At 40.6% G+C, this 13,789-nt stretch carries 13 protein-coding genes; all 13 read right to left on the bottom strand.

Annotated elements, in window-relative coordinates; translation table 11 throughout:
- Positions 1-80: 80 nt before the first annotated feature.
- Positions 81-1,031, bottom strand: coding sequence for a peptidyl-prolyl cis-trans isomerase (locus NST13_RS12575; RefSeq protein ID WP_342580720.1), 951 nt, complete (start codon positions 1,029-1,031; stop codon positions 81-83).
- On the bottom strand, positions 1,000-1,896 hold the full coding sequence (gene hslO / locus NST13_RS12570; RefSeq protein ID WP_342580719.1) for an Hsp33 family molecular chaperone HslO: 897 nt from the start codon (positions 1,894-1,896) through the stop codon (positions 1,000-1,002). Before hslO ends, NST13_RS12575 begins: the two co-directional genes overlap by 32 nt.
- Positions 1,897-1,916: 20 nt before the next feature.
- The gene (locus tag NST13_RS12565; protein ID WP_342580718.1) at positions 1,917-2,684 is read right to left on the bottom strand and encodes a type III pantothenate kinase; all 768 of its coding nucleotides are present in this window, start codon (positions 2,682-2,684) and stop codon (positions 1,917-1,919) included.
- A 125-nt stretch (positions 2,685-2,809) separates the two neighbouring features.
- Positions 2,810-4,864, bottom strand: coding sequence for an ATP-dependent zinc metalloprotease FtsH (gene ftsH, locus NST13_RS12560; protein WP_342580717.1), 2,055 nt, complete (start codon positions 4,862-4,864; stop codon positions 2,810-2,812).
- A 135-nt stretch (positions 4,865-4,999) separates the two neighbouring features.
- Entirely contained in the window at positions 5,000-5,542 is a 543-nt protein-coding gene (gene hpt, locus NST13_RS12555) for a hypoxanthine phosphoribosyltransferase (protein WP_342580716.1), read from the bottom strand.
- A gap of 131 nt (positions 5,543-5,673) precedes the next feature.
- The gene (gene tilS, locus NST13_RS12550; RefSeq protein ID WP_342580715.1) at positions 5,674-7,083 is read right to left on the bottom strand and encodes a tRNA lysidine(34) synthetase TilS; all 1,410 of its coding nucleotides are present in this window, start codon (positions 7,081-7,083) and stop codon (positions 5,674-5,676) included.
- Between the two features lie 23 nt (positions 7,084-7,106).
- Positions 7,107-9,488: a SpoIIE family protein phosphatase gene (locus tag NST13_RS12545; protein ID WP_342580714.1), complete on the bottom strand. Its 2,382-nt coding sequence runs from the start codon at positions 9,486-9,488 to the stop codon at positions 7,107-7,109.
- A 519-nt stretch (positions 9,489-10,007) separates the two neighbouring features.
- Positions 10,008-10,433 (bottom strand): S1 domain-containing RNA-binding protein, encoded by a 426-nt coding sequence (locus tag NST13_RS12540; RefSeq protein WP_342470679.1) that lies wholly within the window; start codon positions 10,431-10,433, stop codon positions 10,008-10,010.
- A gap of 226 nt (positions 10,434-10,659) precedes the next feature.
- The gene (locus NST13_RS12535) at positions 10,660-11,079 is read right to left on the bottom strand and encodes a septum formation initiator family protein (protein ID WP_342580713.1); all 420 of its coding nucleotides are present in this window, start codon (positions 11,077-11,079) and stop codon (positions 10,660-10,662) included.
- Between the two features lie 48 nt (positions 11,080-11,127).
- Positions 11,128-11,622 (bottom strand): spore cortex biosynthesis protein YabQ, encoded by a 495-nt coding sequence (gene yabQ / locus NST13_RS12530; protein ID WP_342470681.1) that lies wholly within the window; start codon positions 11,620-11,622, stop codon positions 11,128-11,130.
- On the bottom strand, positions 11,619-11,918 hold the full coding sequence (gene yabP / locus NST13_RS12525; protein ID WP_342470682.1) for a sporulation protein YabP: 300 nt from the start codon (positions 11,916-11,918) through the stop codon (positions 11,619-11,621). The genes yabQ and yabP overlap by 4 nt, the downstream gene beginning before the upstream one ends.
- 113 nt (positions 11,919-12,031) lie before the next feature.
- A complete protein-coding gene (locus NST13_RS12520; protein WP_342470684.1) occupies positions 12,032-12,322 on the bottom strand; it encodes an RNA-binding S4 domain-containing protein in 291 nt (96 codons plus the stop codon).
- Positions 12,323-12,325: 3 nt separating this feature from the next.
- On the bottom strand, positions 12,326-13,783 hold the full coding sequence (gene mazG / locus NST13_RS12515) for a nucleoside triphosphate pyrophosphohydrolase (protein ID WP_342580712.1): 1,458 nt from the start codon (positions 13,781-13,783) through the stop codon (positions 12,326-12,328).
- Positions 13,784-13,789 lie beyond the last annotated feature (6 nt).

Raw genomic sequence — 13,789 nt, 5'->3', positions numbered from 1 at the left:
TTAATATTAACAACAATTATTGTTTTTTGTCAATGAAAATGCCAGTGAAATTTTGTAAAAATTTATTAAAGTTTTATTATTCATTCTTCCCCATAGAACCAAGTTACATTAAACTCTTTCCAAAACATTTCTGTGGAAATGGTTGATGGCAATTGTTCCATCGCCAAAACTCTTTTAATATGCTCTTTTACCTCTTTGTATTTGAAGGATTTCCCTTCGATCTTTTCATCTACTTGAACAATTCCATACCGCCCATCTCTTAATAAGACTGGTTCGCTGATTTCGCTTTTCTCAAGTTGTTGAAGCGCTTTCACAATGGCAGGATCCACATTTGAGTTTTTTGTGATATAACCGATATCCCCGCCCAGACTTGCTGACACTTGTTCAACAGAGCGCTCTCTGGCCAATACGGAAAAGTTTGAGCCTTCATCAAGTTCCTTCAATACTTTTTCTGCATCATCCTTTGTATTCACCACAATCAATTTTGCGCGGTACGTCGCTGGGATATTATATAACGATGCATTTTCTTTATAATAATTCTCCATTTCTTCTTCATCGATAATGACATCTTTCGTTAATACTTTTTCCAAGATCAATTGGGATCTAATTTGTTTTTTCAGTTCATCTTCCCCCAATTGCCGCATTGACGAATCCATCTCGCTTGATGAAATCATTAAAGACAATTCCAGATCGATTTCCTCATCAGTTACGTCAATGTTGTATTCTTTCGCAGCCTTCTTCATGACTTTGTCGTTCACCATGCGCTGCAAGGTTTCTTTTCCGTAATAGCGTTCCATTTCAGCCATCCATTGCTGCCGTGTAATTTTTTCGCCATCGACGCTGGCGACAACGGTTTCATTGTCGCCATTGTCGCCATCATCTCCAAGCGCAAATAACCAAAGGACAAACCAAAAGATATTTCCTGCAAACAAAATAGCAAGTAAAGTCAACACCGGTTTTGTTTTTAAACGACGTTTTGACAGCGGCACTTTTTGCATATTATTTTGATTCATTCTTTGACTGTATTTCACGGATAAAACCTTCCAAATCCTCTTGGCTATATTGATATTTTTCTAAACAGAAGTGGCATTGCGCTTCCGCTCCGCCATCTTCATCAATCATTTCTTGTATTTCCTGCACACCTAATGACATGATCGCCGCTCCAAAACGTTCCTTTGAACACTCACATTTAAAACAAATTGGCATTGTTTCCAGAATTTTTACATTTCCTTCACCTAGAACTGCTTCCAAAATTTGTTCCGGTGTATAACCCTTCTCGATCATTTTGGAAATCGGTTCGACGGTTTTTAAGTGATTTTCAATCGTCTCAATCGTTTCTTCATCGCATCCTGGCAACACTTGAATAATGAATCCCCCGGAAGCCAGTACGGAATTGTCGGTATTCACAAGTACACCTAACCCTACTGACGAAGGAATTTGCTCCGATGCCGCATAATAGTAAGTGAAGTCCTCCGCAATTTCCCCGGAAACAATCGGAGTTTGCCCGGAAAACATCTCTCTTAACCCCAAATCCTTCACAATGGTAATATTGCCTTGTGTTCCAACTGCACGGCGCACATCCAATTTGCCCGCTTCGTTCAATGGAAAATGCACATGAGGATTCGTTACATATCCCCTTACTTCCCCTTTTCCATTGGCGTCAATTAAAATGATTCCTATTGGACCGCCGCCTTCAATTTTAATGGTGATTTTATCATCCTCATTCATCATGGATCCCATCATGGCGCCTGCCGTCAATGCCCGTCCCAAAGCGGCCGTTGCGGTTGGCCAAGTATCATGTCTTCTTTGCGCCTCCCCAACGGTATTGGTTGAAACAGCCGCATAGGCGCGAATCTTCCCATCAAATCCTAACGCTTTTACTAAATAATCTTGCATGCAAATTGTCCTCTCTTCTATTATTGATTTCTTTTGTAGATGATATATAAACCTTTTAATGTTAGAAATTTGTCCACTATATCAATCACCGGCGTTTCGTTTGAAAAGAATTCCGCAAGTCCTCCGGTGGCAATGACGAGCGGGTCGTTGTCGCTATGTTCTTTCATTCGATTGACGATTCCTTCAACAAGCCCAAGGAAACCATAGAAAATGCCTGATTGGATGGAAGCGATCGTATTTTTCTCGATCACATCCACAGGTTTTGCAAGTTCCACACGGGGCAATTTCGATGCCTTTGTAAATAACGCATCCAAAGAGATTGTGACTCCGGGCGCTATGGCACCACCCATATAATGCCCTTTTTCATTAATATAACTAAAGGTTATGGCTGTTCCAAAATCCACCACAATAAGCGGCTTCGTTCCATATTCATGAACGGCTGCCACTGCGTTGACAATGCGATCTGTACCCACTTCCCGCGGATTGTCGCATTTGATATTTAATCCTGTTTTAACTCCTGGTCCAACGACAAGCGGTTTAACGTGAAAATATTTTCGGCACATTTCTTCCAAAATGTGCATGATGGGTGGAACAACGGAGGAAATAATGATTCCGCGAATATCATTGAAGGAAAGCCCTTCATAGTTAAAGAAAGCATATAAATGCATCGCATATTCATCGGCCGTCTTATTTTTCTCCGTTTCCATTTTCCAATGATGAATCAATTGATCATTTTTATAAACGCCCAAAGATATTTTTGAATTTCCCACATCGATGGCTAAGATCATGAAAACCACTTCCATTTTTCGTTTGATGAAATCATACCATATTGCATTTGTTTTCCTCAAAAGGATTAAACTTCGAAACAAAAAAGTAGCATCAGAAAATTTTCTGATACTACTGAAAGCAACGGTTATTCTTTTTTCCCTTCATGGAATCCATTCGGATCCGGAGAATTTTCTTTTGGCAAATCATCCGTTGTAGGAGCTTTTTCTTCGCCGGCCACCTCTTGATGAATTTGGGCAGATCCGGATTTTTCGATGCTTGCTTGTGCGGAACCGGAAGCCGCATTCTCTTTCTTCGGCTCAACCGTTGTAATCTTAATCGTTTCTTCCTCATCGGATTTCTCTGGCAAAGTGCCATGATCTCTCAAATATTCGATTTGTTCCGCATTCAATGTTTCGTGTTCCATCAACGCTTGAGCAATTTTATCCAATAGGTCGCGTTTTTCCGTCAGAATTTGTTTCGCCCGTTCATATTGCTCGTTTACAATTTTTTGCATTTCTTTATCTATTTCGTAGGCAATGGCCTCAGAATAGTTTTGATCCGTATTGAAGTCACGGCCCAAGAATACATTTCCGCCTTGGGAAGAGCCGAATTGCAATTGACCCAATTTTTCGCTCATCCCAAATTCCGTCACCATCCGGCGGGCAATATCCGTCACCTTCTGGAAGTCGTTATGGGCTCCTGTGGATACTTCTCCCAATACAATATCCTCTGCTGCACGACCGCCAAGCAATCCCGTAATGCGGTCCAACAATTCTTCTTTTGTTTGGAAGAAACGCTCTTCTTTCGGAAGCATGATTGCGTAACCGCCCGCTTGGCCACGCGGAACAATGGTTACTTTATGGACTTTTTCAGCAGAATCGAGCGTTAAACCGATCACAACGTGACCCGCTTCATGATAGGCAACAAGTTTTTTCTCTTTCGGCGTATAGGCACGGCTTGTTTTGGCTGGACCGGCAATTACACGGTCACTTGCTTCATCGATATCATCCATATAAATTTTTCGTTTTCCTTTACGTGTTGCGACTAAGGCTGCTTCATTCAATAAGTTTTCCAAATCCGCACCGGAAAATCCAGGCGTTCTTTGGGCAACCGCTTTTAAATCCACTTCTTCCGCCAACGGTTTGTTGCGTGCATGGACTTTCAAAATCGCTTCCCGGCCTTTTACGTCCGGATAACCTACCGTAATTTGACGGTCAAAACGGCCAGGACGCAATAAGGCTTTATCTAAAATATCTGGCCGGTTAGTTGCCGCGATAATGATAATACCTTCATTCGCGCTGAAACCGTCCATTTCCACAAGCAATTGGTTCAATGTTTGTTCACGCTCGTCGTGGCCGCCGCCAAGACCTGCTCCGCGTTGGCGTCCTACCGCATCGATCTCGTCAATGAAGATGATACATGGCGCATTTTTCTTCGCATTTTCAAACAAGTCGCGAACGCGGGATGCACCGACCCCAACAAACATTTCCACAAAGTCGGAACCGGAAATGGAGAAGAACGGAACGCCCGCTTCTCCGGCAACAGCCCGGGCAAGCAATGTTTTACCTGTACCTGGAGGCCCCACCAACAAAATCCCTTTTGGAATGCGTGCCCCCATTTCCGTAAACTTGCGATGATCCTTCAAAAACTCCACTACTTCGACCAATTCGGCCTTTTCTTCATCTGCCCCCGCCACATCTTCAAAGCGAACTTTTTTCTTGTCCGAATCATACAGTTTCGCTTTGCTTTTGCCGAAGTTCATCACTTTATTGCCTCCGCCTTGAGTTTGGCTCAAGAGGAAGAAGAATAAAATGATAATGATGATGAATGGGATAATTCCGGTAAAGAATTGCACCCATCCACTTGTTTCAGGGGCTGGCAAAAAAACAATATCCGGGTTGTTCTGAACGGCTTCGTCCACAACTTTGTCTATTTTTTCCATCAGCGCTGGGTTATTTTGAGGAAGGTTTACGGTGAACGTTTGATCTTCGTCACCTTTCAACTGACCTTCTACAACAAAAACACCCGCATCCGGCTGAATGCTTAAAGATTTTACTTTTCCATTCTCCAAAGCGTTAATGAATTCACCATAAGTTAACTCTTTTGAAGGATTCGCACCCCCATTAAAGGTGCCAAAAATTCCTATTACCACAAGAAAAATCAATAAATAAAGTATGGTGTATCGAAATATTCGATTCATCCCCAGCCTCCTCACAACTTGACACAAAAACTATAAGTAAAATCTTAACATACCATTATTTCATCATACAATGAAAAGCACTGATAATGTAGCATTTTTGGTTTTTTGTCAATTTTTTTATAAAATTAATAAAAATCAAAACGAATATACTTCGCTTTTCAATATACCAATGTAAGGCAGGTTGCGGTATTTTTCCGCATAATCCAAACCATACCCCACAACGAATCCATCCGGAACTTCGAATCCTACAATATCCGCTTTTAAATCCACTTTCCGGCCGGATGGTTTATCCAACAATGTCACGATTTTGATGGATTTGGCTTTGCGGTATTTAAATAAGTCCACTAAATAACTCAATGTTAATCCGCTATCGATGATATCCTCGATAATGATGACATCCCGGCCTTCAACGCTCGTATTCAAATCTTTTAATATTTTTACCTCTCCCGAAGACACCGTTGCATTACCATAGCTTGAAACATCCATAAAATCTATTTCAATGTATGAACCGAAACGTTTCATCAAATCCGTCATAAAAGGAACCGCGCCTTTTAGTACACCAATGGCCAACGGAAATTTATCTTTATATTCTTCGGTTAATTGGACGCCTATCTCTTTGATCCGTTCTTGGATTTGTTCTTCCGTAATTAATATTTTTTCGATATCATTTTGAATCATAGTGTTCCTCCTAGCATGAATAACAATTTCAAAACTGTGATAAAAATAGCTCACCAACACGGATGAAAATTTCGTGTTAATTGCTCTTAAGAAGAATTATAGCCATTTTTAAAAAATATTTAAAATAAACCTTATTTATTATAAGGATCTTTTTTTTCTACGATCATTACCATATCATCATCAGCCCTTTTCTTTTTTGAAAAGCGATGGTTTACCCGAACACCCAATACCGCTAGGATTTCATCATTTGAATCGACAAGAATAGGCCAAGTATCTCTTTCAATTAAAGGGATTTTTTCATCTATAAAGAGGCGGGATATACGTTTTGGTTCAAACATTCCTTTTAACTGAATTCGATCCCCTTCTTTCCGGATCCGCACTTTGAGGGGAAAGGTAATGGTGTTGGAATTGCAATAATAAACTACCGCTTCATTTTGTTGAATGCCGGCGTCTTCCGGGAGTTTTCCTATGTATACACGAAAACCGTTGAAAACATTCCACTCTCCCATTTCTATTGAACAAGGATATTGTTCTCCTTCAGATGTCTTTCGTTGAAAGAATGTAATGATTCCATAACTTCGGTTTGCAACATATTGATCCGGCAAATGAATCGTTGCGTTCCCTTCCTGTGACTTACACAATTCCAGAATTTCGCGGGAAATAGCAAAATTTTTGGCGTCTGAATGATGATAAAGATAGTTTAATAGTATTAAAATGATTCTTCTTTGTAAAGCAAGTGGCTCTTTTTGAAGCCGATCAATATGTAATACAAAGCGCTCCCCGATGTTTTCAACAACAGAAGAGAAGCGGCTTTTGGCAAGTTCATTCAAATACTCGTCATCTTGCTGCAGATTCTGGGCGAGTTCAGCCGCATGAATGGCAACCTGATGATTCTCCTTTTTCATTAATGGAATAATATGGTGGCGGAACCGATTACGGGTATAATCATCTTTCAAATTGCTCGCATCTTCCCGAAAAGTCCCGCCTTTCTCCATCAAATATTTTCCGATTTCCTCTTTTGTCACTTTTAAAAAAGGACGGATGACCGTGCCGACCGTAAATGGCCGTTTTGAAGATATCCCTTTGAACCCGTTGACGCTTCCGGCCCTCGTTAATGACATCAGCATCGTTTCCAACTGGTCATCCGCATGATGGGCAGTTACTAATTTATTGATTTGATGTTGTTTCATGATTTCCGCAAAAAAAGCGTAGCGCTCTCTGCGGCAAACGGCTTGGGAGTTCCCTCCCTCTTTCGCCAACAATTCCGGAATAGGTATGCTCGTGCTGAAAACAGGAATATTCCGATCTTTGCAAAACTGCTCCACAAATTGCCGATCTTCGTAGGAGACTTCTCCTCTTAGCATATGGTCCACATGGGCCACATACAATTCCACTTTCCAATGTTTTTGGAAATGAATGAAAAAATGAAGCAACCCCATGGAATCGATGCCGCCGGAACACGCGATGAGAAGACGGTCCCCCGCTTCGACCAATTGCTGCTCCTCGATATATTTTTCCACTTTCTTTTCAAAAGTCGCCATCTTCTCACCCCAATTGATTTTTATTAACTGACCGGACTAAATACAGCCCATTTTGGCGCCACGTGGGAAACATTGAATATAATCACCGTACAGTCGTCTTCCACTTCGTATTCGCTCCGATAACTGTCCATCACATCGTAAAGAAGCGCTTCTATTGGCATGCCCAAACGGATTTTTGATTTTAATAATGTTACAAAATACTGTTCTTGTTCATCCCAATCGTATTTGCTGGAGAACAGGCCGTCAGAGACCATTACAACATAATCATCCGCAAGCAAATTCACCTTTTCCGTCTCTATGGAAAAGACAGGCATGAAACCGACCGGTGCCGATGAACCTTCCACTTTGATCAGCCGCTCTCCCCTCAAAATATATGTGGACATGCTGCCCGCTTTCCAAGACCATAATTCTCCCTTTTGCAAATCCACCAGTGCAAAATCGATCGTTGCATACATATCCACTTCACGGTTCAAGCTCAACACGTAATGAAGCGTATGCATCGCTGTCTCCGGATTCATATTATAGCTCAAACATTCCCTCATCAACCTTACTAATCGTCTGCTTTCCCGTTTAGCTTCACGGCTTTGCCCCATGCCATCCGATAACATCACAGCCACCAGCCCCGGATGGATGTGGAAGATGGCATGAGAATCTCCGGAAACGATATTCGAATTTTTTGCTTTGCTATATATATCATACTGAATTTTGTAGCGAACGGCAGAGCGAAATCTCACTTGGAAGTGAGCAAATGGTGTCTTATGATTTGAAATCCGATCCACTTGGAACGGTTCGGAAAATACTTCATAAAGCACCGGAAGAATCACCCGTTCACACAATAAATACAGATCATCTTTATTTTGGGTGTTCACAAAGGAGCAGACAATCACCCGTTCGCCCAATGTGTTATTTAAAACGTCAATTTGGAAACAATCAATATTTGCCCTTTTAAACTCCTGGCTTAATTCTTCCTCGACCGTTTTAAAAGATAGTGTCTCGTTTTTCATATCTTCCATCAATTTATTTAGATGATTGCTTAAATCCCTTAACTGCAAGGCAATCATTTTTTTCCCATGATAGAATTGCCCATTCATTTTATCGTTATACAACTGATAATCAAGTTCTTCCAACAATTTTGACGATTTTACACATCTCGCTCTAATTTGTTCTTCCGCACGGATTTGCTCTGCTTCATTCAATCCCGATTTTGCCATGAACCATCTGCGAATATTTTCATCCATTCCGATATTTTTTTCTCCCCAGCACCGTTCGTATCGGAAACAGCTCATGCAAGTGGCGCAAGGTTCAATTTTCCGGATTCCGCTCACATTTTCCGTTGAGGTGAAGTGGTCGAAAACCAACTCTTTCATGAACAGGACAAAACGCTGGAACATTTCCAGTTTTTCCGTCGTATGTTCTGTCAACCATTCCTGCCGTTTCAGCAACACTTCATCCCGTTTAGGATGGATGATATTCTCCAAAAAGTCTAACATCTTCTGGGGCAATAGTAAAAAGACCACTCCCGCAATGAATACCGACACAAAATATACGCTATCAAGCGGCAACGTTGAATCGTAAAAAAAGAAAAAAATGCTCGGCAGAAGGCTTCCCAACACAACGCCTGCCCTTCCAATCCCTTTAAACAGCCCGCTCGAAACACCCGTCAACGCATAAACGGCAATCATCCCTGTAAATGAAAGCTCGGAAATCCCCACCAATGCCCCAATAATGGTGGATACACTTGAAGCAACGGTCACTCCTCCAGTGATGGCGGCAATGCAAATGGATAAATGCAATACAAATGTAAAAAGCGAAAAATAGGAGATTGTAAATGCATGCATCCCGGTCAAAACAACCGCCAAAATGACCAATCCCGCTCCGATGCGCTCATAACTCCATGAAGCAGTCCAAAAACGGTATGGCTCAACAAAAAACAGCTTCACAAAGATGGTCATAAAGAATGCCAAGATCATTTCATAATAAACGTACAATTGAACCATAAAAGGAGGGATGCCCATATGCACCATTCCCTGCCACATAAATTGACCAAAAAAGATGGCAAGGGCTACGGCAATCGCCGTCGGTGGCTTCCAATACCGGAAACGCATCAACAATTCATAAATGAATAGCTGAATTAACAATATGAACCCTTGTCCCAAACTTAAACTCACCGCACCTGCCAGCCCGCCAACAAACACAGCCCACTTCTCATTTTCAAATCTTTGTCTTACAACCGCCCATAACGGCAACAGGAAAGGGACAGCCGCTTCAAACATAACCGCTCTCGATAGAAAGAATGCCAAGAACAAAAAGAATAAATGGAGAATGACGCTCATCTTTTTAATAGAATAACGGCTGATCCGATCTTGCCATGTTGATTTTTGATTCAGCATTTGTATATTTGACATATTTTCCATCCCCCTTAGAGATATCGTTGCGCTCTATTATAAAAAATTGGGAATGTAAAATTTGTCTAGTACTGTTCCAGTTAAAAAAAATTGTTCGACGAATTACTTAATAACTTAACAAAATACTCGCTTCCGCAAGTTCAGCCGCTTTGAAGTTTGCTTATTTGATTACAATAGGGGTTTTCAAGGAAGAATGGAGAGGAAAAGTAAGGGATATAAGGGCATTATAAAAAGTACGGAGAAAATAAAACTTTGATAATATATCTTTTTGAATATGGATTACCTTCACCGGATGAAAACTTGCAGCGATTATAGCCATTGCATTGACAAAACACTTGTCCGGTTACATTCCGTAAAATGGGGACCGAAAAAATAAAATAAAGTCGACTATTGACGGAACATAGTCGACTCTTTTTTTGCAAATAACCGATGATATCATTTGGATTTTGACAAATTTATCGTTCAAACATGTAAAAACATGCGAATCTTCTTTATCACTATTATCTAATAGACAGCAAACTACCCTCTTCTTGCGCCACGTCCACCTCGTTTGGACTCAGTTGCACGTCTTAAGGAAGCAAGACGCTCATCACTATCTTTCAAAAATTTTGCTATTTTCTGTTCAAAACTTTCTTTTGATTGACGTTCATTGCGTTCATTTGAACGGTTTTCACGACGTGGTCTCTGAGGACGTTCAGGTCTTTCTGATTGTGCTTTAGCCTTTCTGATGGATAGGCCAATTTTTCCATCCTCTTCAACGTTTAACACTTTCACTTCAACGATGTCTCCAACTTTAAGATGATCGTTAATGTCTTTCACGTAGTTATCAGCTACTTCACTAATGTGGACAAGGCCCGTTTTACCATCTGGCAGCTCAACAAACGCTCCAAAATTTGTAATTCCTGTGACCTTACCTTGTAATTTGCTGCCTACTTCAATTGACATAAAAAAAATGCTCCTCCTTAAAAATTTAACGGCTAAAACAAAGCCTGTAATATAATTATGATAAAAAATGAGCCTAAAAATTGTAAATGCTCTCTTTTATTATAGCCGACAAAAAAAGAGTGTCAACAAGACAACTCTTTTTCAACAGCAATTTTTTTAATTTTAATTCTGCTTTATTTACAAAATTTTCTTTTTAGTGCAATAATATTTTAACCCGCCGAGAAAATTATTCGTCATTATGATCTTCTTCTTTATCTTTGTCTTTGTCCCGCTCATCTTTAGGGATGGTAAAAATGATTTCCCCATCATCAGACAAGAAGTATTCTTTCCTTGCCAATTTTGCTATATACTCATCATCTTCAAGTTTCTTTATTTGCAACTTCAGCCGTTCTTGTTCTTCTTTCATTTCCTGGAGTTCCGCCAACATTTTTTCTTTTTCCGCTTCTTTTTCCGATAATCTTTGGTTTTGGTTATACAGCGTGCTAATTAAACTGACAATGACGACGGATGCGATAATGAAGAACGTTGTTAACCTTCTGCGTAGCCCAATTTTTCTCTTCGTCAATTTTTCCATTTGGCGATCCGCTGTACGAACATAGTCATTTTCGATTTTTCGGATATTTTTGTTCCCGTATCTCTTATTCACATCCGTCACCTCCTGTTTATTTATTGTATCGTCATTATAACTTAATCATTAATGCTTTTTAAAGATTGCCCGTTTAAAGTTTGCAATTTTTCTATAAAAGGGCCTTTTTATCTTGATAAAAAGTTTATAGAAAGGTCTAAACAGTACAGCAATTATGCGGGTCAACATCCTGATGATTCCCCGTACCAATTTTATTGTCATTGTGATGATGGCAACGATCGGCCTGATGACCAGTACGATAAATACCCGGCCAAGGAAACGGAAAAATGGCTGTAAGAAAGATTCATAAAGGAAAATGCCTAAAATTTGTGATAATGGGTCTACTAAACGCCACTCTCCACCCTTTATTAAAAATATGATATAAAAACTTGCCACACCTAACAGTGCCCATATAACAATTTCGAGGATCCACGAAAATTTTCGCAATAATGACTTGGGTGAGATGGCGCTGGTGAAAATTCTTGTTGCATCAATCACCGCGCCAATGAAAATCCCGCTTGCCGTCATTATTACGATGCTGAAAAATTGCTCGTTAACTGTCATCCAAACAATTTATGGAGGAAGCCTTTAGTCAACCCATTTTCATCATCATCGTATTGGAGGGCTTTGACATTGCCTTCTAACGTCAATAATCCCTTGTCCACATCTAAATGAACAATGCGCAATTCCTCTCCCCGAATGAGCAAATGCCCTTGGGAAGTTCTTACGTAAAATTCCTCCTGATCGAATCTCTCAATTTCCTTTACTGATGTCATGTCCATTCTTTTTCTATTTCTCACAGTCACAAGATGATCACCAGAAGTTATAGTGTAATTGTTTTCTTGATGGATTTGTGTCATTATCGTTCCTCCTTCTAATGGTTTGTTCTGTTCACTTTATGCGGGAAATAAAAAAAGCATGACAACAAAAATGGTTGTCATGCTATAAAAAAATATTTCGGGCTTCTATTTTTCTATTCTTCATCATCGATAAATTCCGGTTCAATTTTATCTAGTTTTTCTTCTTTCAATATCGTGAACATTTTATTAGCATCTTCTTTTCGGACGTTTTCTTTGATTTCTTCCACACGGACCGTGACGATTTTCTGCCCAAAGCGGATCGTCAGCTCGTCACCGGCATTGACGTTGGAAGAGGCTTTGGCAACCTTGCCATTAATGGTGATTCGGCCTTGTTCCGCCACTTCTTTTGCCAACGTACGGCGTTTAATGAGTCGAGATACTTTTAAAAATTTGTCTAATCGCATAGCCTACTCCTTCTCTAATCGTTTTGCTTCATTCCAAAATTCATCCAATTGTTCCAATGTAAAATCGTCAAAAGTTTGACCGCTTTTTCTTACCTGTTCTTCAACAAACTGAAATCTTCTGGCGAATTTTTCGTTGGCATGCACCATCGCTTCCTCCGGGGAAATTTTATAAAAGCGTGCAATGTTGACCAACGTAAATAACACGTCCCCGAATTCATCCAACATGGTTTCACTTGTACCTTTCTCTAATTCTTGGCAAAATTCCTGCCATTCCTCTTCAAATTTCTTGATGGCTCCGCCCGCATCAGGCCAGTCAAAGCCGACAGATGCCGCCTTCTTCTGATAATTATACGATGTTTGCAAAGATGAGCTTGGCCGATATTCCCCTTTGAGCAGCGATCCTTTTTGTTCTCCCTTTTCCTGTTTTTTTATTTCCTCCCAATTCGTTACGACTTCATCGGCATTTTTTACAGTGATGTCGCCGAATACATGAGGATGACGTCGGATCATTTTTTCGGAAATGCTCTCCAACACTTCTTCCAAATTGAAATAACCTTCATCCTCCCCGATTTGGGCATGCAGGAAAACCTGCAACAAAATGTCGCCCAATTCTTCCACCATGCCAAAGTCGTCTTTTTCATCAACCGCCGCCAAAAATTCATGTACCTCTTCGATCAAATATTTTTTCAAACTTTCGTGGGTTTGTTTCCGGTCCCACGGGCAACCATTAGGCCCCCGAAGTGTTGCGATGATGCTTCTGAACGTTCTCCAATCTTTTAATGCATCAAGATCGCTTTTTACCGGTGGGACATAAATGGTCGTCAAATTGTTGATTTCCACCGCCTGATCCAGCTCATAAAGAGGAACCGTTTTAAGCTGTTCCTGTATTGAACCTGCCGCTGTAACAATCGTCACCGGATAATCATCCCGGTATTTTTCCATTAACGTTAACTTCACTTCCGATGCGCTGAATTGGTCATATACCTGGGCAATCAGCACATGGGAACGCATATTGACATCATGAATGGAAAAGCTTGTGCCATCCAACAATTGAAACCCTTCAATCGGGTCAATTTTTAATGCGGTAAATATGGGATCCAAAAAGCTTTGGCCACCGGCAAAGGAGATTTGCACTTTGCCCTGTCTTTCAGCCTCAATCAACAATTGCACCGTTTGTTCTGCCACCAATGGATGCCCGGGTACCGCATATACAACCGGCTCTTCCTTCGCCGCTTCGATTAACCGTTCGGCAATCTCCTCATAAACCGGTTGGAAGGAATCATGTTTTTCATAAACTTCATCAAAGCTTTTAAATTGCAATCCTTCCTCTTGCAGTTCATGGAGAACCGGGTGATCCATTGTGCGAACATACACTTTTTTTGCTTCCTTCAATTTTTTATAAACGCCCATCGGCAGTTGCTCGTAATCTGATGCGCCTAAACCGACGATTGTGATATGCATACATCC

The organism is Ureibacillus sp. FSL W7-1570, assembly GCF_038593265.1.
GTDB classification, from domain to species: Bacteria; Bacillota; Bacilli; order Bacillales_A; family Planococcaceae; genus Ureibacillus; species Ureibacillus suwonensis.
Note: the sequence above shows the minus strand (reverse complement) of the source record. Positions and strands in the feature narration are given on the sequence as shown.